Annotated in this window: 2 protein-coding genes (1 of these 2 only partly in view); both read left to right on the forward strand. The window is 70.5% G+C overall.

Going from position 1 to position 23,920, the window contains the following annotated elements:
• A protein-coding gene (locus ACFY3V_RS37155; protein ID WP_389779949.1) for an SDR family NAD(P)-dependent oxidoreductase crosses the window boundary here: on the forward strand, nucleotides 1-10,590 show its end. The gene continues 39,999 nt to the left of window position 1, outside the view; only the last 10,590 of its 50,589 coding nucleotides appear in the window; its start codon lies off the left edge, out of view; its stop codon occupies nucleotides 10,588-10,590.
• Nucleotides 10,591-10,630: 40 nt separating this feature from the next.
• On the forward strand, nucleotides 10,631-23,920 hold a 13,290-nt coding region (locus tag ACFY3V_RS37160; RefSeq protein ID WP_389779951.1), incomplete at its 3' end, for an SDR family NAD(P)-dependent oxidoreductase.

A 23,920-nucleotide genomic window follows, 5' to 3' on the forward strand; every position in this document is an offset into this window, starting at 1 on the left:
GGTGGATTCCTCGTCGACGCGACCGACTTCGATCCCGGGTTCTTCGGGATCTCGCCGCGTGAGGCGCTGGCGATGGACCCGCAGCAGCGGCTGCTGCTGGAGGCGTCCTGGGAGGCGATCGAGCGAGCGGGGATCGACCCGACCTCGCTGCGCGGCAGCCGTACCGGCGTGTTCGCCGGGGTGATCTACCACGACTACGGGTCGAGCGCCGAGTTCCCGCCGGATGTGATGACCTTCGTCAGTACCGGTAACTCCGGAAGCATCGTCACCGGTCGTGTCGCCTACGCGCTGGGCTTGGAGGGTCCTGCGGTGACGGTGGACACGGCGTGTTCGTCGTCGCTGGTGGCGATGCACATGGCGGCGCAGGCGCTGCGCTCGGGTGAGTGCTCGCTGGCACTGGCCGGTGGTGTGACGGTGATGGCCACGCCGGGGGTGTTCATCGACTTCAGCGCCCAGGGCGGGCTGGCCGCCGATGGGCGGTGCAAGGCGTTCTCCGACACCGCGGACGGTACGAGTTGGTCCGAGGGCGTGGGTGTCCTGGTGCTGGAGCGGCTGTCGGACGCCCGCCGCAACGGCCACGAGGTGCTCGCGGTGATGCGCGGGTCGGCGATCAACCAGGACGGTGCGTCCAACGGCCTGACCGCACCGAACGGTCCCTCGCAGCAGCGGGTGATTCGTCAGGCACTTGCCGGCGCCGGGCTGACCGCCGCCGAGGTGGACGTCGTGGAGGCGCACGGTACGGGGACGACGCTGGGCGACCCGATCGAGGCGCAGGCGCTGCTGGCCACCTATGGTCAGGATCGGCCGGAGGACCGGCCGGTTCTGCTGGGGTCGATCAAGTCGAACATCGGTCACACCCAGGCTGCGGCCGGTGTGGCGGGTGTGATCAAGATGGTCATGGCGATGCGGCACGGGGTGCTGCCTCAGACGTTGCACGTGGACGAGCCGTCGTCGCACGTGGACTGGGCCTCGGGCGCGGTGGAACTGCTGACCGAGGCCAGGGAGTGGCCGGAGGCCGGGCGCCCGTGGCGGGCGGGTGTGTCGTCGTTCGGGATCAGCGGCACCAACGCGCACCTGATCCTTGAGCAGGGACCGGAGGCTCCTGAGGCGGAGTCGCGTGACGAGGATGAGGCTCCGGCCGCGGGTGTGGTGCCGTGGGTGGTGTCGGGCAAGAGCGAGGAGGCACTGCGGGCGCAGGCGGGTCGTCTGGCGTCGTTCATGGACGCGCGCGACGAGCTGGGCCTGGTGGACACGGCGTTCTCGCTGGTGGCGTCGCGGTCGGTGTTCGAGCACCGGGCCGTGGTGGTCGGTGCCGGCCGTGAGGGGTTGTTGGCGGGGCTGGGTGCGGTGGCTTCGGGTGAGTCGGTGCCCGGTGTGGTGTCCGGGGTGGCGGATGTGGATGGGAAGTCGGTGTGGGTGTTCCCGGGTCAGGGGGCGCAGTGGGTGGGGATGGGTGCGGCTCTGTTGGAGGAGTCGGCGGTGTTCGCGGCTCGGATGGCGGAGTGCGCGGCGGCGTTGGAGCCGTTCGTGGAGTGGTCGCTGCTGGATGTGGTCCGGGGTGTGGAGGGTGCTCCGTCGCTGGATCGGGTGGATGTGGTGCAGCCGGTCTCGTTCGCGGTGATGGTGTCGTTGGCGGCGGTGTGGGAGTCGCTGGGGGTTCGTGCGGACGCGGTGGTGGGCCATTCGCAGGGCGAGATTGCGGCGGCGGTGGTGGCCGGTGGCCTGTCGTTGTCCGATGGTGCGCGGGTGGTGGCGTTGCGGAGCCGGTTGATCGGTGAGCGGTTGGCGGGGTTGGGGGCGATGGCGTCGGTGGCGCTGCCGGTCGAGCGGGTTGAGGCCGCTTTGATCGAGGGGGTGTCGGTGGCGGCGGTGAACGGTCCGAACTCGGTGGTGGTGGCCGGTGAGGTCGCGGCGGTCGAGGAGCTGGTGGAGCGGTTGGCCGCTGAGGGGGTGCGGGTGCGGCGGATCGCGGTGGATTACGCCTCGCATTCGGCGCAGGTGGATCTGATCGCCGAGGAGCTGGCCGGGGTGCTGGCGGAGGTGACTCCGGGTTCGGTGCGGGTGCCGATGCTGTCGACCGTGACCGGCCAGTGGCTGGAGGGCCCAGAGCTGGCAGCCGGTTACTGGTGTGAGAACTTGCGGCGCACGGTGGGCTTCGCTCCGGCGGTCGGGCAGTTGCTGGAGCAGCGGTATCGGGTGTTCGTCGAGGTGAGTCCGCATCCGGTGCTGACGGTCGGTATCGGTGAGTGCGTGGACGAGACCGACGCCACCACCGTGATCGCCGGCACGTTGCGCCGCGATGAGGGCGGCTTGGAGCGGGTGCTGACGTCGGCGGCGGAGCTGTTCGTGCGTGGTGTGACGGTCGACTGGCTGCAGGTGCTGCCGGGCGGTCGCCGGGTGGATCTGCCCACCTACGCCTTCCAGCACCAGCGGTTCTGGCCGAACGCCAAGCAGAGCGGTGACGCTCATGTGTTGGGCCTGGCCGCGACAAGGCATCCGCTGCTGGGTGCGGTGATGCCTCGGGCCGACTCCGATGGAGTGGTGCTGACCGGGCGGTTGTCGTCGGCGTCGCATTCGTGGCTGGCCGACTACGTGGTGGCGGGCTCGGTGGTGATGCCCGGTTCGGCGTTCGTGGAGCTGGCGGTGCGGGCCGGTGACCAGGTCGGCTGCGAGGTGGTCGAGGAGTTGATCCTGGACGCTCCGCTGGTGCTGGGTGCGGGTGACGCGGTGGCGGTGCAGGTGTGGGTGGGGGCTGCGGAGGAGACCGGTCGGCGGAGTGTGAGCGTCTACGCCCGTTCGGCGGACGCGGCCGAGGAGGTGCCGTGGGTGCGGCACGCCACCGGCACGCTCGCCATGGGTGCTTCGCCTGCCGAGCCGTTCGACACGGCGGTGTGGCCCCCGGTCGGCGCGACCGCGATCGAGCTGGACGGCTTCTACGAGGAGCTGGCCGCGGACGGCTTCGCCTACGGTCCGGCGTTCCAGGGGCTGCGGGCGGCGTGGCGTCGCGACGGTGAGATCTTCGCCGAGGTGAGGCTGCCCGAGCAGGTCAGCGAGGCGGATTCGTTCGGGGTGCATCCGGCGCTGCTGGACGCGGCGCTGCACGTGGTGCCGTTCGCTGGACTGGACGATTCCGAGGCTGCCCGGGTGCCGTTCTCCTGGGGTGAGGTGAGCCTGCACGCGGCCGGGGCGTCGGTGCTGCGGGTGCGGCTGGCCAGGACGGGCGGCGAAGTGGTTTCGCTGAACGCGGTGGATGCGACGGGTGCGCCGGTGCTGTCGGCCCGGTCGGTGGTGCTGCGGCCGATCTCCACCGAGCAGCTGGCGATCTCCGACGGTCGCGGGGCAGTGCAGGACACGCTGTTCCGGCTGGAATGGTCCGCGGCTGGCGGGCTATCCGAAACCGATCGGGTGCCGGTGGCGGTGCTCGGTCCGGACACGCTGGGTGTCGCGGCGGCCTCGCGGGAGGCCGGGGACGTGGTGCCGGTGTATGCGGATCTGCCCGCGCTGGCCGAGGCGGATCCGGTCCCGGCGGTGGTGCTGGCTGAGGTGGTCTCCGACCCGGCGGTCGGGGTGGTGGATTCGGCGCATGCGCTCACCGCTCACGTTCTGGACCTGCTGCAGCGGTGGCTGACCGAGGAGCGGTTCGCCGAGTCGCGGCTGGTGTTCCTCACCCGGGGCGCGGTCGCGGCGGGCGATGGCGAGGTGGTGGCGGATCTGTCGGCTTCCGGGGTGTGGGGCCTTGTCCGCAGTGCTCAGTCGGAGAACCCGGACCGGTTCGTACTGGTCGACATGGACCGGGATCAGGCATCGTCGGTCCTGCTCGATGTGCTGCCCGGGGCGTTGGTCTCGGGTGAGCCTCAGGTGGCGGTGCGCGGAGGTGAGGTGCTGGTTCCGCGGATGGCGCGGGTGGTGCCCGGCTCTGACGTCGGCGACGAGGTGGGCCATGCCTGGGATCCGGAGGGAACCGTTCTGATCACCGGTGGTACCGGTGGTCTGGGTGCGTTGTTCGCGCGGCATGTGGTGGCCGAGCGTGGGGTGCGGCACCTGGTGCTGACCAGCAGAAGAGGGCTGGACGCTCCGGGTGCGGTGGAGTTGCAGGCGGAGCTGATCGCGCACGGCGTCGAGGTCACCATCGCGGCCTGCGACATGGCGGATCGGGATCAGGTCGCGGGTCTGCTGGCCGGGATCGACGCCGGGCATCCGCTGACTGCGGTGATTCACACCGCGGGTGTGCTGGATGACGGCACGATTCCGTCGCTGACGGCCGAGCGGCTGGACGCGGTGCTGCGGCCGAAGGTCGACGCCGCCTGGCATCTGCACGAGCTCACCCGGGACATGGACCTGGCCGGATTCGTGGTGTTCTCCTCGTTCGCCGGGGTGATGGGCAACGCGGGTCAGGGTAACTACGCGGCGGCGAACGCGTTCCTCGACGCTCTGGCCCAGCAGCGCCGGGCAGACGGGCTGGCGGGGTTGTCGCTGGCCTGGGGCATGTGGGCGCAGGAGACCGGGATGACCGGGGGACTCGGGGCGATCGACCTGCGGCGGATGGCGCGGGCGGGGATGCCGGCGCTCTCGGCCGAGCAAGGGCTCGCGGCGTTCGAGTCGGCTACTACGACAGGTGACTCGCCAGTGGTGGTGGCGCGGTTGGATCTCTCGGTGCTGCGTACGGTCCCCGAGGTGCCGCATCTGATGCGTGGCCTGGTGCGCGGAAGCCGCCGCCTGGCGATCTCCACGTCGGCGGGTGGGGATTCGGAGTTGTTGCGGCGGTTGGCGGGGTTGGGTGAGGCCGAGCAGGTTCGGCTGGTGGTGGAGTTGGTGCGGGCTCAGGCGGCGGTGGTGCTGGGGCACGCTTCGGGGGAGGCGGTTCAGCCTGGGCGGGAGTTCCGTGAGCTGGGCTTTGACTCCCTCACTGCGGTGGATCTGCGTAACCGGCTGAATGTCGCCACCGGCCTGCGGTTGCCGGCGACGTTGGTGTTCGACTATCCGACGCCGACCGTGCTGGCGCGGTTCCTGGTGTCGGAGTTGCTGGGTCGCCAGGAGGTGGCGGTCGGGTCGGGTGTGGTGGCCGGGCCGAGGGTGTCGGTGGCCGATGATCCGATCGTGATCGTGGGGATGAGCTGCCGCTTCCCCGGTGGGGTGAACTCTCCGGAGGAGTTGTGGCGGTTGCTGGTCGAGGGTGAGGACGCGATCTCGCCGGTCCCGGCCGACCGAGGCTGGAATCTGGGGATGTTGTCGGGGACGGGGGTCGATGTTCAGGGTGGGTTCCTGGCGGATGTGGCGGGGTTTGATGCCGGGTTCTTCGGGATCTCGCCGCGTGAGGCGCTCGCGATGGATCCGCAGCAGCGTCTGTTGCTGGAGGGGGTGTGGGAGGCGGTGGAGCGGGCCGGGATCGACCCGCTCTCGCTCAAGGGCAGCCACACCGGCGTCTTCGTGGGAAGCAACAGCCAGGACTACACGAGCCTGATCATAAGTACGCAGACGGACGTGCAAGGCCATGGCGTCACCGGCCTCTCGGCCAGCGTGCTGTCGGGCCGCCTGTCCTACATGCTGGGCCTGGAGGGTCCGGCGATGACCGTGGACACGGCGTGCTCGTCGTCGCTGGTGGCGCTGCATCTGGCGGCGCAGGCGCTGCGGCAGGGTGAGTGCTCGCTCGCGCTGGCCGGTGGTACGACGGTGATGGCGTCACCGTTGGGGTTCATCGGCTTCAACGCGCAGGGCGGGATAGCGGCCGACGGGCGATCCAAGGCGTTCTCCGACAGCGCGGACGGCACCGGCTGGTCCGAGGGTGTGGGCATGCTGGTGCTGGAGCGGTTGTCGGATGCCCGCCGCAACGGGCATGAGGTGCTCGCGGTGGTGCGGGGTTCGGCGGTGAACCAGGACGGTGCGTCGAACGGGTTGACGGCGCCGAACGGTCCGTCTCAGCAGCGGGTGATCCGTCAGGCGCTTGCAGGCGCCGGGCTCTCGGCGTCCGAGGTGGACGCGGTGGAGGCGCACGGTACGGGTACCAAGCTGGGTGACCCGATCGAGGCCCAGGCCCTGCTGGCGACCTACGGTCAGGACCGTCCGGAGGACCGGCCGCTGCTGCTGGGCGCGATCAAGTCGAACCTGGGTCACACCCAGGCGGCGGCGGGCGTGGCCGGTGTGATCAAGATGGTGCTCGCGATGCGGCACGGTGTGCTGCCTCGGACGCTGCACGTGGATGAGCCGTCGTCGCACGTGGACTGGTCGGCGGGTGCGGTGGAGTTGCTGACCGAGGCGGCCGAGTGGCCTCAGACGGGTCGTCCGCGTCGGGCGGGTGTGTCGTCGTTCGGGATCAGCGGCACCAACGCGCACGTGATCCTCGAACAGGGGCCGGAGGTGCCGGAGTCCGGAGAGGTTTCGCAGGGCGAGGCGCCTGCGGGCGTGGTGCCGGTGCCGGTGTCGGCGAAGACGGGTCAGGCGTTGCGGGCGCAGGCCGGGCGGTTGGTGTCCCTTTTGGAGGGTGAGCCCGGTCTGGGGGTGGTCGATGCGGCGTTCTCGCTGGCGACGACGCGGTCGGCGTTCGAGTATCGGGCGGTGGTGCTGGCCGATGGTCGTGAGGGTGTGCTGGCCGGGTTGGGTGCGTTGGCCGGGGATCTGCCGGGTGCGGGTGTGGTGCGCGGGGTGGCCGCGGGTGAGCCGCAGTTGGCGTTCCTGTTCACCGGTCAGGGGTCGCAGCGGGCCGGGATGGGCCGGGAGCTGTATGGACGGTTCCCGGTGTTCGCGACCGCGTTGGACGCGGTGATCGCCGAGCTGGATCCGCTGCTTGAGGGGTCGTTGCGCGAGGTGCTGTTCGCCGAGCCGGGTACGGCCGAGGCGGAGGCGCTGGATCGGACCGGGTGGGCGCAGCCTGCTCTGTTCGCGGTGGAGACGGCGCTGTTCCGGCTGGTGTCCTCGTGGGGAATCCGGCCTGATGTGCTGGCCGGTCATTCGGTCGGGGAGATCGCGGCTGCGCATGTGGCGGGGGTGTTGTCGCTGGCGGATGCGTGTGCGTTGGTGGCGGGCCGGGCGCGGTTGATGCAGGCGCTGCCTGCCGGTGGGGCGATGGTGGCGGTGCAGGCCTCCGAGGAGCAGGTCGCCGGGCTGCTGGCCGGGCGCGAAGACCAGGTGTCCATCGCGGCCGTCAACGGTCCGTCCTCGGTGGTGATCTCCGGTACCGAAGAGGCGGTGCTGGAAGTGACCGCCGCTCTGCGGGGACGGGAGATCAGGACGAAGCAGCTGCGGGTGTCGCACGCGTTCCATTCGCCGTTGATGGATCCGATGTTGGAGGACTTCCGCACGTTGGCGAGCAGGCTCACCTACGGGGCACCGAGGACCCCGATCGTGTCGACCCTGACCGGACAGGCGGCCACGGCCGAGCAGTTGTGCTCGCCGGACTACTGGGTGGAGCAGGTCCGCGGCGCGGTCCGTTTCGCCGACGGCATCCGTACGTTGCAGGCGCAGGGTGTGCGGGCGTATCTGGAGCTGGGCCCCGACGGGGTGCTGACCGCGATGGCCCAGGACACGCTGACGACCGACCCGGAGGCACAGGCGCACGAGTTGCCCACGGTGCTGGTGCCGGTGCTGCGCAAGGGCCGGGACGAGCACGCGGCGTCCATGGCGGCGCTGGCCGAGCTGCATGTGCACGGGGTGCCGGTGGACTGGCGCTCGGTGCTGCCGGGTGGGCGCCGGGTCGATCTGCCGACCTATCCCTTCGAGCACCAGCGGTTCTGGCCCGAGGGCAGTGCGGGTGCGGGGAATGTGGCGGCGGCGGGACTGGCCGCGACGGATCATCCGCTGCTGGGCGCTGCGGTCGGGCTGGCCGACTCCGATGGGGTGGTGCTGACAGGGCGGTTGTCGCTCTCGTCGCATCCGTGGCTGGCCGACCACGTGGTGGCGGGCTCGGCGGTGGTGCCGGGTTCGGTGTTCGTGGAGCTGGCGGTGCGTGCCGGTGACCAGGTCGGCTGCGAGGCGGTCGAGGAGCTGACCCTGATCACGCCGCTGGTGCTGGGTGAGCGGGACACGATCGCGATGCAGGTGTCGGTGGGGGCTCCGCAGGAGTCGGGCCGCCGGAGCGTGAGTGTGTACGCCCGTTCGGCGGAGGCGGCCGAGGAAGTGGCGTGGACGCGGTACGCGACCGGAACGCTCGCGACCGAAGTGGCGGAGGTCGCGCCGTTCGACGCGTCCGTCTGGCCTCCGCAGGGGGCGACCGCCATCGAGGTGGACGGGCTGTACGAGGAACTGGCCGAGGACGGCTTCGTCTACGGGCCGGTGTTCCAGGGGCTGCGGGAGGTCTGGCGCGGCGCCGAGGGCGAGGTGTTCGCCGAGGTGGCGTTGCCGGAGCAGGCGGTGTCGAGTGCGGGTTCGTTCGGGGTGCATCCGGCTCTGCTGGACGCGGCGCTGCACGCGGTGGCCTTCGCCGGGCTGGAGCCGGTGGAGGGTGGCCGGTTGCCGTCCTCGTGGGAGCAGGTGTGCCTGCACGCCGGTGGGGCGTCGGTGCTGCGGGTGCGGCTGGCCAGGACGGGCCCGGATGCGGTGTCGCTGAGCGCGGTGGATGCCGCCGGTGGTCCGGTGGTGTCGGCGCGCAACGTGGTGTTGCGGCCGGTCGAGGTCGAGCGGCTCAGGGTTTCCGATGGTGCCGGGGCGGGCTGGGAGTCGTTGTTCGGGGTGGAGTGGACGCCCGCGGGTGCTGTGACGGAGGTCGACGGAATGTCGGTGGCGGTGCTCGGTGCGGATGCGCTGGGTGTGGCTCCGGCGTTGCGGGAGGCCGGGGATGCGGTGGCGGTGCATGCGGATCTGCCCGCGCTGGTGGAGGCGGGTCCGGTGCCGACGGTGGTGCTCGCGGAGGTGATCTCCGAGTCGGCGGCCGGGATGGTGGAGTCGGCGCATGCGCTGACCGCCCACGTTCTGGACCTGCTGCAGGGGTGGCTGGTCGATGACCGGTTCGCCGAGTCGCGGCTGGTGTTCCTCACCCGGGGCGCGGTCGCGGCGGGTGACAGCGAAGTGGTCACCGATCCGGCGGCCGCGGCGGTGTGGGGCCTGGTGCGCAGCGCGCAGTCGGAGAACCCGGGCCGGTTCCTGTTGGTCGACGTGGACGAGGAATCCCCGCTGTCGGTGCTGCCGGGGAGGTTGGTGTCCGAAGAGCCGCAGACGGCGGTGCGCGGGGGCGAGGTGCGGGTTCCGCGCCTGGCACGGGTACTGCCCGGGGATGTTGTGGCAGAGGCGTTCGGTGACGACTCCGGTGAGGATGGCGGCCGGGTCTGGGATCCGGAGGGAACCGTCCTGATCACCGGTGGTACGGGTGGTCTGGGTGCGTTGTTCGCGCGGCACGTGGTGGCCGAGCGTGGGGTGCGGCGTCTGCTGCTGACCAGCCGCCGGGGCCTGGACGCTCCCGGTGCGGTGGAGTTGCAGGCCGAGCTGATCGCACACGGGGTCGATATCACGATCGCGGCCTGTGACATGGCCGATCGGGATCAGGTGGCGGCCCTGCTGGCGCAGGTGGACGACGAGCACCCGCTGACCGCGGTGATCCACACCGCGGGTGTGCTGGCCGACGGGACGATCCCGTCGCTGACGGCGGAGGGCCTGGGTGCGGTGCTGCGTCCCAAGGTCGACGCCGCCTGGCATCTGCACGAGCTCACCCAGGACATGGACCTGGCCGGATTCGTAATGTTCTCCTCGTTCGCCGGTGTGCTGGGAGCGCCTGGTCAGGGCAACTACGCGGCGGCGAACGTGTTCCTGGACGCGCTGGCTCAGGTACGCCGGGCCGCGGGACTGCCGGGGCTGTCGTTGGCGTGGGGCGCGTGGGCCCAGGACGCGGGAATGACCGGCACACTGGGCGAGATCGAGATGCGGCGGATCAACCGGACAGGGATGCCGGCGCTCTCGGCCGAGCAGGGGCTCGCGGCGTTCGAGGCCGCGGTCGAGTCGGGCCGGGCGGCGGTGGCGCCGGTACGGCTGGAGCTGTCGGCGCTGCGGGCGATGGGCGAGGTGCCGCATCTGATGCGGGGCCTGGTCCGCGCTGGGCGTCGCTCGGCGGTCTCGGTCCTCGCGGGCGGTGAAGCGGAGCTGGTGAAGCGGCTCGCCGGCCTGGAGCACACCGAGCAGGTCCGGCTCATGATGGACCTGGTGTGCACGCAGGCGGCGGTGGTGCTGGGACACGAGTCGCTGGACGCGATCCAGCCGGGACGAGAGTTCCGCGAACTGGGCTTCGACTCCCTCACCACCGTGGAACTGCGCAACCGGCTCAATGCGGCCACCGGACTGCGACTGCCCGCCACTCTCATCTTCGACTACCCGACCCCGGCCAGCCTCGCCGAACACCTCCTGGAGGAGATCGCGCCCGGAGCGAACAAGGCCACGGAGTTGTCGTTGCTGGCCGATCTCAACCGGTTCGAGACCGCTCTTTCCGACACCGCGCTCGACGATCTCGCCCGGAACGGCATCGTCACCCGGCTGCGGCAGCTGCTGGCGAAGATGAGCGAGAGCAGCACGGAAACTAGTGAAATCGCTGTCGCCGACGTGCTCAACTCGGCGAGTACCAAGGACATCCTCGGTTTCATCGAAAACGAACTGGGTCGCCTCAAGGACCTGTGATGTCCCGGCTCATACGCGAATAGCCTGGAGGGCTTCTCCCATGTCGGAAGACCTGAAGCTCGTTGACTACCTGAAGTCGGTCGCCACCGATCTGCACGAGACCCGCCGACGGCTCGAAGAGGTGGAGTCGGGCAAGCGTGAGCCGATCGCCATCGTGTCGATGTCATGCCGCTTTCCAGGTGGAGTCGCCTCTCCTGAGGATTTGTGGCGGTTGCTGGCCGAGGGCGAGGACGCGATCTCGCCGGTCCCGACCGATCGGGGCTGGGACCTGGGGATGTCGTCGGAGCTGGGATCCGACGGCGCGGGTGGCGAGGTCCAGGGTGGGTTCCTGGCGGATGTGGCGGGGTTCGACGCCGGGTTCTTCGGGATCTCGCCGCGTGAGGCGCTCGCGATGGACCCGCAGCAGCGGTTGCTGCTGGAGACGACGTGGGAGGCGGTCGAGCGGGCCGGGATCGACCCGGCCTCGCTGAAGGGTAGTTCCACCGGGGTGTTCGTGGGCACCAACGGTCAGGACTACATGAACCTGATCATGAGCACTCGGGTGGATCTTCAGGGCCATGGCGTCACCGGTCTGGGAGCCAGCGTGCTGTCGGGCCGCCTGTCCTACACCCTGGGCCTGGAGGGGCCCGCGGTGACGGTGGACACGGCGTGTTCGTCGTCGCTGGTGACACTGCACCTCGCGGTACAGGCGCTGCGGTCGGGGGAGTGCTCGCTCGCGCTGGCCGGTGGCATCACGGTGATGACGTCGCCGATGGTGTTCGTCGGCTTCAGCGCGCAGGGCGGGATGGCGCCCGATGGCCGGTGCAAGGCGTTCTCCGACAGCGCGGACGGCACCAGCTGGTCCGAGGGTGTGGGCATGCTGGTGCTGGAGCGGTTGTCGGACGCGCGCCGCAACGGTCACCAGGTGCTGGCGGTGGTGCGGGGTTCGGCGGTGAACCAGGACGGCGCGTCGAACGGGTTGACGGCGCCGAACGGCCCTTCGCAGCGACGGGTGATTCGTCAGGCGCTGGCCGGGGCCGGGCTCTCGGTGTCCGAGGTGGACGCGGTGGAGGCGCACGGCACCGGCACGGTCCTGGGTGACCCGATCGAGGCGCAGGCGCTGCTCGCGACGTACGGCCAGGACCGGGACGAGGGGCGTCCGCTGCTGCTGGGGGGGATCAAGTCGAACCTCGGCCACACCCAGGCGGCGGCCGGTGTGGCCGGTGTGATCAAGATGGTGCTCGCGATGCGGCACGGGGTGCTGCCCAAGACGCTGCACGTGGACGCGCCGTCCTCGCACGTGGACTGGTCGGCGGGCGCGGTGGAACTGCTGACCGAGTCGGCCGAGTGGCCGAAGACGGGTCGTCCGCGCCGGGCGGGTGTGTCGTCGTTCGGGGTCAGCGGTACGAACGCGCACGTGATTCTCGAGCAGGGGCCGGAAGCGCCGGAGGGAGAAGGCGCTCCGGAGGCACGGCCGCCGGCCGCCGACGTGGTTCCGCTGCTGGTGTCGGGTCGTACGGGTGAGGCGTTGCGGGCGCAGGCCGAGCGGCTGGTCTCGCATGTGGAGGGCCATCGTGAGGTGGCACTGGTGGATACGGCGTTCTCGCTGGTGGTGTCGCGGTCGGTGTTCGAGCACCGTGCGGTGGTGGTCGGCGGGGATCGCAAGGGTTTGCTGGCGGGGTTGGGTGCGGTGGCTTCGGGTGAGCCCACGGCGGGTGTGGTGTCCGGTGTGGCGGATGTGGTTGGGAAGTCGGTGTGGGTGTTCCCGGGTCAGGGGGCGCAGTGGGTGGGGATGGGTGCGCGGTTGTTGGAGGAGTCGGCGGTGTTCGCGGCGCGGATGACTGAGTGTGCGGCGGCGTTGGAGCCGTTCGTGGAGTGGTCGTTGCTGGAGGTGGTGCGGCAGGTGGAGGGTGCTCCGGGGCTGGATCGGGTGGATGTGGTGCAGCCGGTGTCGTTCGCGGTGATGGTGTCGTTGGCGGCGGTGTGGGAGTCGCTGGGCGTTCGTGCGGATGCGGTGGTGGGTCATTCCCAAGGTGAGATCGCGGCGGCGGTGGTGGCCGGTGGCCTGTCGTTGCAGGACGGCGCCCGCGTGGTGGCGTTGCGCAGCCGGTTGATCGGTGAGCGGTTGGCGGGGTTGGGGGCGATGGCGTCGGTGGCGCTGCCGGTCGAGCGGGTTGAGGCCGCCTTGATCGAGGGGGTGTCGGTGGCGGCGGTGAACGGCCCGAACTCGGTGGTGGTGGCCGGTGAGGTTCAAGCCGTGGAGAAGTTGATCGAGAGTCTTTCCGCTGAGGGGGTGCGGGTGCGGCGGATCGCGGTGGATTACGCCTCGCATTCGGCGCAGGTGGATCTGATCGCCGAGGAGCTGGCCGGGGTGCTGGCGGGGGTGGCGCCGCAGCCGGTGCGGGTGCCGATGTTGTCGACGGTGACGGGTCAGTGGGTGGAGGGTCCGGAGCTGGGGGCCGGGTATTGGTGTGAGAATCTGCGGCGCACGGTGGCTTTCGCTCCGGTGATCGGAGAGTTGCTGGAGCAGCGGTATCGGGTGTTCGTCGAGGTGAGTCCGCATCCGGTGCTGACGGTCGGCATCGGCGAGTGCGTGGACGAGACCGACGCCACCACCGTGATCGCCGGGACGTTGCGCCGTGACGAGGGCGGCCTGGAGCGGGTGCTGACGTCGGCGGCGGAGCTGTTCGTGCGCGGTGTGACGGTGGACTGGCAGCAGGTGCTGCCGGGCGGCCGCAGGGTGGACCTGCCCACCTACGCCTTCCAACATCAGGGGTTCTGGCCCGAGGGAACGGGATCCGGGGCCGGAAACGTGGCTGCGGCGGGACTGGCCGCGACGGATCATCCGCTGCTGGGCGCGGCGGTGGGCCTGGCCGACTCGGATGGGGTGCTGCTGACCGGACGGTTGTCGTTGCGTTCACATCCGTGGCTGCTCGATCACGCGGTCGCCGGAATGGTGTTCTTCCCCGGCACCGGTTTCCTTGAGCTGGCGGTGCGTGCCGGTGACCAGGTCGGGTGTGACGTGGTGGAGGAGCTGACCCTGGTCGCGCCGTTGGTGCTGGGTGAGAGCGACGCCGTCGCGGTGCAGGTGTGGGTGGGCGCGGCTCAGGAGTCGGGTCGCCGGAGCGTGAACGTGTACGCCCGTTCGGCGGACGCGGCCGAGGAGGTGCCGTGGGTGCGGCACGCCACCGGCACGCTCGCCACGGGTGGCCGGGCCGTCGTGCCGTTCGACACGGCGGTGTGGCCGCCGGCCGGTGCGACCGCGATCGGGCTGGACGGTTTCTATGACCGGCTGGCCGAGGGGTTGCTCGCGTACGGCCCGGTGTTCCAAGGGTTGCGAGCGGCCTGGTGGGGCGAGGGGGGCGAGGTGTTCGCCGAGGTCGCCCTGCCCGAGCAGGCGCTGTCGGGTGCGGATGCGTTCGGGGTGCACCCGGCGCTGCTGGACGCGGCGTTGCACGCCTCGACGTTCGCCGGACTGGACGACGAGGTGGGGACGCGGTTGCCGTTCTCCTGGGCAGAGGTGAGCCTGCACGCCACCGGGGCGGCGATGCTGCGCGTGCGGCTGAGCCGGACCGCTGCCGACTCGGTGTCGCTGGTCGCGGTGGACGTTGCCGGGGAGCCGGTGCTGTCGGCGCGTTCGCTGGTGCTGCGCCCGTTCTCGCCCGACCAACTCGCCGCCGCCGATGGCGGGCAGGCGACGGCGGGGAACGGGTTGTTCCGGTTGGACTGGGCTCCGCTGCCGGAGCTTTCCATGGTCGATGTGGTGCCGGTGGCAGTGGTCGGTTTTGCGGGGTGCGAGCCCGACCCGCTGGGCTTTGCCGAAATACGGAAGTCGGCCGGCCAGCCGGTCGCGGTTCACCGTGATCTGTCGGCACTGACCGAGGCGGGGCCGGTGCCCGACGTGGTGCTGGCCGAGGTCTGGGTCGATCAGGCCGGGGACGAGGCGATCTCGGCGCATGCGGTGACGGCCGGGGTGCTGGGCCTGCTGCAGGGGTGGCTGGCCGATGAGCGGTGTGCCGATTCGCGGCTGGTGCTCGTCACGCGGGGCGCCGTGGCCGTGAGCGAGAGCGAGGCGATCACCGACCTGGCGGCCGCGACGGTGTGGGGCCTGATGCGGTCGGCGCAGTCGGAGAATCCGGGCAGGTTCGTGCTGGTCGACCTGGATGATCAGGATTCCTCGCTCGCTGCTTTGCGCGACGTACTGCTCGCGATGCCGACACTGGATGAGCCGCAGGTGGCGGTGCGTGAGGGTGGGGTGCGGGTGCCGAGGTTGGCGTCGCTGACCTCGGGTGCGGGTCTGTTGCCTCCGTCGGGTACGCCGTGGCGGTTGGGCAGCCGGGCCAAGGGCAGCCTGGACGCGTTGGAGTTGCTGCCGTTCCCGCAGGCGGCCGAGCCGTTGGAGGCCGGTCAGGTTCGGGTGGCGGTGCGTGCGGCGGGGGTGAACTTCCGTGACCTGCTGGACGGGTTGAACGCGCTGGGGTGGTTCCAGGACAAGGTCGGCCTGATGGGCAGTGAGGTCGCCGGGGTGGTCCTTGAGGTCGGTCCCGGCGTCGAGGACCTGCGTCCGGGGGATCGGGTGATGGGTCTGGCCGATGGCGGGTTCGGACCGGTGGTCGTCGCCGAAGCCGTGATTTTGGTGAAGATTCCCGATCACTGCTCGTTCGAGCAGGCCGCGACGATCCCGGTGGCGTTCCTCACCACCTATTACGGGCTGATGGAACTGGCGGGCTTGCGGGAAGGCGAGCGGCTGCTGGTGCACGCGGGCGCCGGTGGGACCGGGATGGCGGCGATCCAGCTGGCGCAGCGGCTCGGGGTGGAAGTCTTCGCGACCGCGAGTCCGGCCAAGTGGGAGGTACTGCGTTCCCTGGGCATCCCGGACGACCACATCGCCTCCTCGCGCACCCTGGAGTTCGAGGACCGCTTCCGGGAGGTCTGCGGTGAGCGGGGCGTCGATGTGGTGCTCAACTCGCTGACGGGTGAGTTCATCGACGCCTCGGCGCGTCTGCTGCGTCCGGGTGGCCGGTTCATCGAGTTGGGCAAACTCGACATCCGCGACCAGGAGAGCTTCCCGGGATTGAAATATCACTGGTTCGATGTGGCGGATGCCGGGCCGGAGCGGCTGCGGCAGATGCTGGGCGAGTTGATGGAGTTGTTCGCGGCGGGTGAGTTGCGGCCGTTGCCGGTGACGGCGTGGGATGTGCGGCGGGGCCGGGAGGCGTTCCGGTTCATGAGCCAGGCCAGGCACACCGGCAAGCTTGTGCTGACGATGCCCCGGGTCTGGGACGCGCAGGGCACGGTGTTGATCACCGGTGGGACGGGTGGTCTGGGTGCGGAGGTGGCCCGGCATCTGGTGGCCGAGCACGGGATGCGTCATCTGCTGCTGGTCAGCCGCCGGGGTCTGGAGGCTCCGGGTGCGGTGGAGTTGCAGGCGGAGTTGATCGCGCACGGGGTCGAGGTCACCGTCGCCGCGTGCGACATGGCCGACCGGGACGCGGTGGCCGGTCTGCTGGCCGGGGTGTCGGAGGAGCATCCGCTGACCGCGGTGATTCACACCGCCGGAGTCCTGGACGACGGGACGATCACCTCGTTGACGCCGGAGCGGGTGGACACCGTGCTGCGGCCGAAGGTGGACGCGGCCTGGCATCTGCACGAGCTGACCGAGGGCATGGACCTGGCCGGGTTCGTGGTGTTCTCCTCGTTCGCCGGGGTCATGGGCAACGCGGGTCAGGGCAACTACGCGGCGGCGAACGCCTGGCTGGACGCGTTGATGGCGCGGCGCCGGGCGCAGGGACTGCCAGGGCTGTCGCTGGCCTGGGGTTTGTGGGCGCAGGCCACCGGGATGACCGGGGCCATGTCGCAGGCCGACGTGCAGCGAATCACCTCGGCCGGACTGCCGCTGATCACCACCGAGCAGGGTATGGCGCTGTTGGACGCGGCCCTGGGGTCGGACGCACCGCTGGTGCTTCCGGTCCTGCTGAACCTACCGGCGATGCCCGCTCAGCTGGTGCCGCCGCTGCTGCGCGGCCTGGTGCGCGGCACCCGCCGTACGGCGGCGGTGGCGCGTGCGGCCGATGAGGGAGCGTTGGTGCGGCAGTTGGCCGGGCTGACGCAGACCGACCGGACTCGGTTCATGACCGATCTGGTCCGCGGTCAGGCCGCTGCGGTCCTCGGACACTCCGACTCCACGGCGGTGGACGTCAGACGGGAGTTCCGCGAGCTGGGCTTCGACTCGCTGACCGCGATCGAACTGCGCAACCGCCTCAACGTGGCCACCGGGCTGCGGCTGCCCTCCACCCTCGTCTTCGACTACCCCACCCCCACCGTGCTCGGTGAGTATCTGCTGAGCGAGGTGCTCGGCGCGCACGGCGACGCCATCCTGCCGGTGGCCACGGTCTCGGTCGGGGACGACCCGATCGTCATCGTCTCGATGGCCTGCCGCTACCCCGGAGAGGTGAGCTCTCCGGAGGATCTGTGGCGGCTGGTCGTCGAGGGGCAGGACGTGATGACCCCGCTGCCGGCCGGTCGCGGATGGGAAGGGTTCAGCGCTCTGGGCCTGAAGGGCGGGTTCGTTTCCGACGCCCCCGGGTTCGACGCGGAGTTCTTCCGGATCTCACCGCGTGAGGCGCTCGCGATGGACCCGCAGCAGCGGCTGCTGCTGGAGACGGCCTGGGAGGTCCTCGAACGCGCGGGCATCGACCCGGACTCGTTGCGCGGCAGTGAGACCGGCGTCTTCATCGGTGCCTCCGGCTCGGGCTACACGCCCGGGGAGGAGTCTCTCGGTTACATCATGACCGGCCTGATGGGTAGCGTGGCCTCCGGCCGGATCTCCTACACCTTCGGGCTGGAGGGTCCGGCGGTGACGGTGGACACCGCGTGCTCCTCGTCGCTGGTGACCATCCACATGGCGGCACAGGCCCTGCGCAACGGGGAGTGCTCGCTGGCCCTCGCCGGCGGTGTGACGGTGATGACGACTCTCGCGGCGTTCGCGGAGTTCGGTGAGCAGGGCGGCCTGGCGCAGGATGCCCGCTGCAAGGCGTTCTCCGACTCGGCGGACGGTATCGGATGGTCCGAGGGCGTCGGCCTGGTGATGCTGGAGCGGCTGTCGGACGCCCAGCGCAACGGTCACCAGGTGCTCGCGATCGTTCGCGGGTCGGCGATCAACCAGGACGGTGCGTCCAACGGTCTGACCGCGCCGAACGGCCCCTCGCAGCGGCGGGTGATCCGTCAGGCGCTTGCTGTCGCCGGGCTGTCTCCCTCCGAGGTGGACGTGGTCGAGGCGCACGGTACGGGGACGACGCTGGGTGACCCGATCGAGGCGCAGGCGCTGCTGGCGACGTACGGCCAGGACCGGCCGGAGGAGCGACCGATCCTGCTGGGGTCGATCAAGTCGAATCTCGGTCACGCGCAGTCGGCGGCGGGTGTGGCGAGCGTGATCAAGATGGTCATGGCTCTCCAGCACGGGGTGCTGCCCAAGACGTTGCACGTGGACGAGCCGTCGTCGCATGTGGACTGGGCCTCGGGCGCGGTGGAGCTGCTGACCGAGACGATGGACTGGCCGGACATGGGTCGTCCGCGTCGGGCGGGGGTGTCGTCGTTCGGGATCAGCGGCACCAACGCACACATGATTTTGGAGCAGGGGCCGCAGGTCGCGGAGCCGGAGGCCGGTGATACCGGTTCGGCCGTGGGTGTGGTGCCGTGGGTGGTGTCGGGCAAGAGCGAGGAGGCACTGCGGGCGCAGGCGGGTCGTCTGGCGGCGTTCATGGACACGCGCGACGAGCTGGGCCTGGTGGACACGGCGTTCTCGCTGGTGGGGTCGCGGTCGGTGTTCGAGCACCGTGCGGTGGTGGTCGGCGGGGATCGTGGGGGTCTGCTGGCGGGTGTGGGTGCGCTGAGCGCGGGTGAGTCGGCGCCCGGGGTGGTGCGGGGTGTGGCCGATGTAGATGGCCGGATGGTGTGGGTGTTCCCGGGTCAGGGGGCGCAGTGGGTGGGGATGGGTGCGGCTCTGCTGGAGGAGTCGGCGGTGTTCGCGGCGCGGATGGCCGAGTGCGCGGCGGCGCTGGAGCCGTTCGTGGAGTGGTCGCTGCTGGATGTGGTGCGTCAGGTGGAGGGTGCGCCGGGGCTGGATCGGGTGGATGTGGTGCAGCCGGTCTCGTTCGCGGTGATGGTGTCGTTGGCGGCGGTGTGGGAGTCGCTGGGGGTTCGTGCGGATGCGGTGGTGGGGCATTCGCAGGGGGAGATCGCGGCGGCGGTGGTGGCCGGCGGGTTGTCGTTGTCCGATGGCGCCCGGGTGGTGGCGTTGCGGAGCCGGTTGATCGGTGAGCGGTTGGCGGGGTTGGGGGCGATGGCGTCGGTGGCGCTGCCGGTCGAGCGGGTTGAGGCCGTTTTGGTGGATGGGGTGTCGGTGGCGGCGGTGAACGGTCCGAACTCGGTGGTGGTGGCCGGTGAGGTCGCGGCGGTCGAGGAGTTGGTCGAGCGGTTGTCGGCTGAGAATGTTCGGGTGCGGCGGATCGCGGTGGATTACGCCTCGCATTCGGCGCAGGTCGATTTGATCGCCGAGGAGCTGGCAGCGGTGCTGGCGGAGGTGAGCCCGGGTTCGGTGCGGGTGCCGATGCTGTCGACCGTGACCGGCCAGTGGGTGGAGGGTCCGGAGCTGGGGGCCGGGTATTGGTGTGAGAACTTGCGGCGTACGGTGGCTTTCGCTCCGGCGGTCGGAGAGTTGCTGGAGCAGCGGTATCGGGTGTTTGTCGAGGTGAGTCCGCATCCGGTGCTGACGGTCGGGGTCGGTGAGTGTGTGGACGCGGCCGAGGTGGAGGCCGTGATCGCCGGGACGTTGCGTCGCGACGAGGGCGGTCTGGAGCGGGTGCTGACGTCGGCGGCGGAGCTGTTCGTGCGTGGTGTGACGGTGGATTGGCTGCAGGTGCTGCCGGGCGGCCGCCGGGTGGATCTGCCGACGTACGCCTTCCAGCACCAGCGGTTCTGGCCGAACGCCAAGCAGAGCGGTGACGCTCATGTGCTGGGCCTGGCCGCGACGGGTCATCCGTTGCTGGGCGCGGCGGTGGGCCTGGCCGATTCCGACGGTGTGTTGTTGACGGGCCGCTTGTCGCTCTCGTCGCATCCGTGGCTGGCCGATCATGTGGTGGCCGGGATGGTGTTCTTCCCGGGGACCGGGTTCGTGGAGTTGGCGGTGCGTGCCGGTGACCAGGTCGGCTGCGAGGTGGTCGAGGAGTTGATCCTGGATGCTCCGCTGGTGCTGGGCGAGGACGACGCGGTCGTGGTCCAGATCGCGGTGGGTGCGCCGGAGGAGACCGGTCGGCGGAGTGTGAGTGTCTACGCCCGTTCGGCGGACGCGGCCGAGGAGGTGCCGTGGGTACGGCACGCCACCGGCACGCTCGCCACGGGTAACCGGGCCGCGATGCCGTTCGACACGGCGGTGTGGCCGCCGGCCGGCGCGACCGCGATCGAGCTGGACGGCCTCTATGACCAGCTGGCCGAAGGGTTGCTCACCTACGGTCCGGTGTTCCAGGGATTGCGGGCGGCGTGGCGTGGTGCCGATGGCGCGGTGTTCGCCGAGGTGGCGCTGCCGGAGGAGGCGCAGTCGGACGCGGGGTCGTTCGGGGTGCACCCGGCTCTGCTGGACGCGGCGTTGCACGCGGTGAGTTTCGCCGGGCTGGACGCCGCGGCGGGTACGCGCTTGCCGTTCTCCTGGGACGAGGTGTGCCTGCACGCGAGTGGGGCGACCCTGCTGAGGGTGCGACTGGCCAAGGTGGGCGAGGACGCGGTGTCGCTGAGCGCGGTGGACTTCGCCGGGGAGCCGGTGGTGTCGGCGCGTTCCCTGGTGCTGCGCCCGGTCTCGGCCGACCAGCTCGTCGCCGTCGGTAGCACCCCGGCGGTGGAGCGGGACGCGTTGTTCGGGCTGGAGTGGACGCCCTCGGCTCAGATGCCGGTATCCGACGCCGAACCAGACGTGGTCGAACTCGCCGGAGAAGCCCTTTCTGACCTGGCCCTGCTGGATCCGGTGCCGGATGTGGTCATGGTCTCGGTGGGGTCGGCCGATGCCGGGGGTGTGGTGGAGTCGACGCACGCGGTGGCCGCGCAGATGTTGGAACTGCTGCAGCGGTGGTTGGCCGATGGGCGGTTTGAGGGGTCGCGGTTGGTGTTCGTGACCCGGGGCGCGGTCGAGGCGCGGGACGGTGATGTGGTCGTTGATCTGGCGGCTGCGGCGGTGTGGGGGTTGGTGCGGTCGGCGCAGTGGGAGAATCCGGGCCGGTTCGTGCTGGTCGACGTCGATGGTGACGGTGGGTTGTCGTCGTCGGTGTTGGCGGGGGTGCTGGTTTCGGGTGAGCCGCAGGTGGCGGTGCGTGAGGGTGGGATTCGGGTGCCGCGTCTGGTGCGGGTGGCGCCGGTGGGGGAGGCCGAGGGGTTGTGGGATCCGGAGGGGACGGTGTTGATCACTGGTGGTACCGGTGGTCTGGGAGGGAGTCTGGCTCGGCATGTGGTGGCCGAGCGCGGGGTGCGGCATCTGGTGCTGACCAGCCGTCGAGGTCTGGAGGCTCCGGGTGCGGTGGAGTTGCAGGCTGAGTTGATCGCGCATGGGGTTGAGGTCACGGTCGCGGCCTGTGACATGGCCGACCGCGACCAGGTGGTGGCCCTGCTGGCGCAGATGGACGACGAGCACCCGCTGACCGCGGTGATCCACACCGCCGGTGTGCTGGCCGACGGCACGATCCCGTCGCTCACGCCTGAGCGGCTGGAGACGGTCCTCCGGCCGAAGGTCGACGCCGTCTGGCACCTGCACGAGCTGACCCGGGATCTGGATCTGGCGGCGTTCATCACCTATTCGTCCCTGTCTGGCGTGATGGGCTCCGCAGGGCAGGGCAACTACGCGGCCGCGAACACGTTCTTGGACGCCTTGGCGCAGGTGCGCAGGGCCGAAGGGCTGCCCGCGCTCTCGCTGGCCTGGGGGCCCTGGACCCAGGACACCGGATTGACCGGCACGCTGGGCGATATCGATATGCAGCGGATCACCCGTACGGGCATGCCGCCGCTGTCGGTGGAGCAGGGCATGGCGCTGTTCGAGGCCGCTACCGCGCTGAAGCACGCGGTGCTGGTTCCGGTTCGGCTGGATCTTCCTTCGATACGCACCTACGGCGAGGTGCCGGCGTTGTTGCGTGGTCTGGTGCGGAGCGGTCGGCGGTCGGCGGCGTCGGGTTCGGTGGTGGCCGCGACGTTGTTGCAGCGGTTGGCTCCGTTGGGGGCGGCCGAGCGGGCCGAGGTGCTGGTGGACCTGGTGCGTGTCGAGGCGGCGATGGTGCTGGGTCATGCCTCGTCCGACATGGTGGAGGTGCGTCGGGAGTTTCGTGAGCTGGGCTTCGACTCCCTTACCGCGGTCGAGTTGCGTAACCGGCTGAACGCCGCGACGGGGCTGCGGTTGCCGTCCACGCTGGTGTTCGACTACCCGACACCGACCGTACTGGCGGACTTCCTGCTGGCCGAACTGTTCGGTGAGGACGCCGATGTGCGGGTTCCCGCGATGCCGGTGCCGGTGACGAACGATCCGGTCGTGATCGTGGGCATGGCGTGCCGTTTCCCGGGTGAGGTCGCCTCTCCGGAGGATCTGTGGCGGCTGGTGGCCGAGGGTGGGGACGGGATCTCCGAGTTCCCGACCACGCGAGGCTGGGATCTGGGGGCCTCGTACAGTTCGGACTACGTGCGCGAGGGTGGCTTCCTGGAGAGTGCCACGCAGTTCGATCCGGGGTTCTTCGGGATCTCGCCGCGTGAGGCGCTGGCGATGGACCCGCAGCAGCGGTTGCTGCTGGAGACGTCGTGGGAGGCGATCGAGCGGACGGGCGTGGACCCGATCTCGTTGCGCGGCAGCCGTACCGGCGTGTTCGCCGGGGTGATGTATCACGACTACGGGATGAGCGCCGCACTCCCACCGGAGGCGATGGGCTTCATCAGCACCGGTACGGCGGGCAGCGTCGCGACCGGCCGGATTTCGTACGCGCTGGGCCTGGAGGGTCCTGCGGTGACGGTGGACACGGCGTGTTCGTCGTCGCTGGTGGCGATGCACATGGCGGCGCAGGCACTGCGCTCGGGTGACTGCGACCTGGCGCTTGCGGGTGGTGTGACCGTGATGGCCACTCCGGCGGTGTTCATCGGCTTCAGCGCGCAGGGTGGGCTGGCAGGCGATGGGCGGTGCAAGTCCTTCGCTGACGCGGCGGACGGCACCAACTACTCCGAAGGTGTGGGCATGCTGGTGCTGGAGCGGCTGTCGGACGCGCGCCGCAACGGCCACCAGGTGCTCGCGGTGGTTCGGGGTTCGGCGGTGAACCAGGACGGCGCGTCGAATGGTCTGACCGCGCCGAACGGTCCGTCTCAGCAGCGGGTGATCCGTCAGGCGCTTGCAGGCGCCGGGCTCTCGGCGTCCGAGGTGGACGCGGTGGAGGCGCACGGTACGGGTACGACGCTGGGTGACCCGATCGAGGCGCAGGCGCTGCTGGCGACCTATGGTCAGGATCGGGACGAGGATCGGCCGCTGCTGCTGGGGTCGATCAAGTCGAACCTGGGTCACACGCAGGCGGCGGCCGGTGTGGCGGGTGTGATCAAGATGGTCATGGCGATGCGGCACGGGGTGCTGCCTCGGACGCTGCACGTGGACGAGCCGTCGTCGCACGTGGACTGGGCCTCGGGTGCGGTGGAGTTGCTGACCGAGCAGGTCGAGTGGCCTCAGACGGGTCGTCCGCGTCGGGCGGGTGTGTCGTCGTTCGGGATCAGCGGCACCAACGCGCACCTGATCCTTGAGCAGGGACCGGAGGTTCCTGAGCGGGAGTCGCGTGACCAGGGCCAAGCGCCGGGTGTGGTGCCGTGGGTGGTGTCGGCAAAGACCGAGGAGGCGGTGCGGGCGCAGGCCGGGCGATTGCTGGCGCACGTGCGGGCAGCCGGTGAGCTTGAGCCGGTGGATGTGGGATCGTCGCTGGCGGTCTCGCGGTCGGTGTTCGAGCACCGCGCGGTGGTGGTCGGCGGAGATCGCGAGGAGTTGCTGGCAGGGCTGGGCGAGGTGGCTTCCGGTGAGCCGGTGGCCGGTGGTGTGGTTGAGGGTGTGGCCGATGTGGTTGGGAAGTCGGTGTGGGTGTTCCCGGGTCAGGGGGCGCAGTGGGTGGGGATGGGTGCGGCTCTGCTGGAGGAGTCGGCGGTGTTCGCGGCTCGGATGGCCGAGTGTGCGGCGGCGTTGGAGCCGTTCGTGGAGTGGTCGCTGTTGGATGTGGTGCGTCAGGTGGAGGGTGCGCCGGGGCTGGATCGGGTGGATGTGGTGCAGCCGGTCTCGTTCGCGGTGATGGTGTCGTTGGCGGCG

Source organism: Streptosporangium sp. NPDC000095, from assembly GCF_042899335.1.
Lineage (GTDB): Bacteria > Actinomycetota > Actinomycetes > Streptosporangiales > Streptosporangiaceae > Streptosporangium.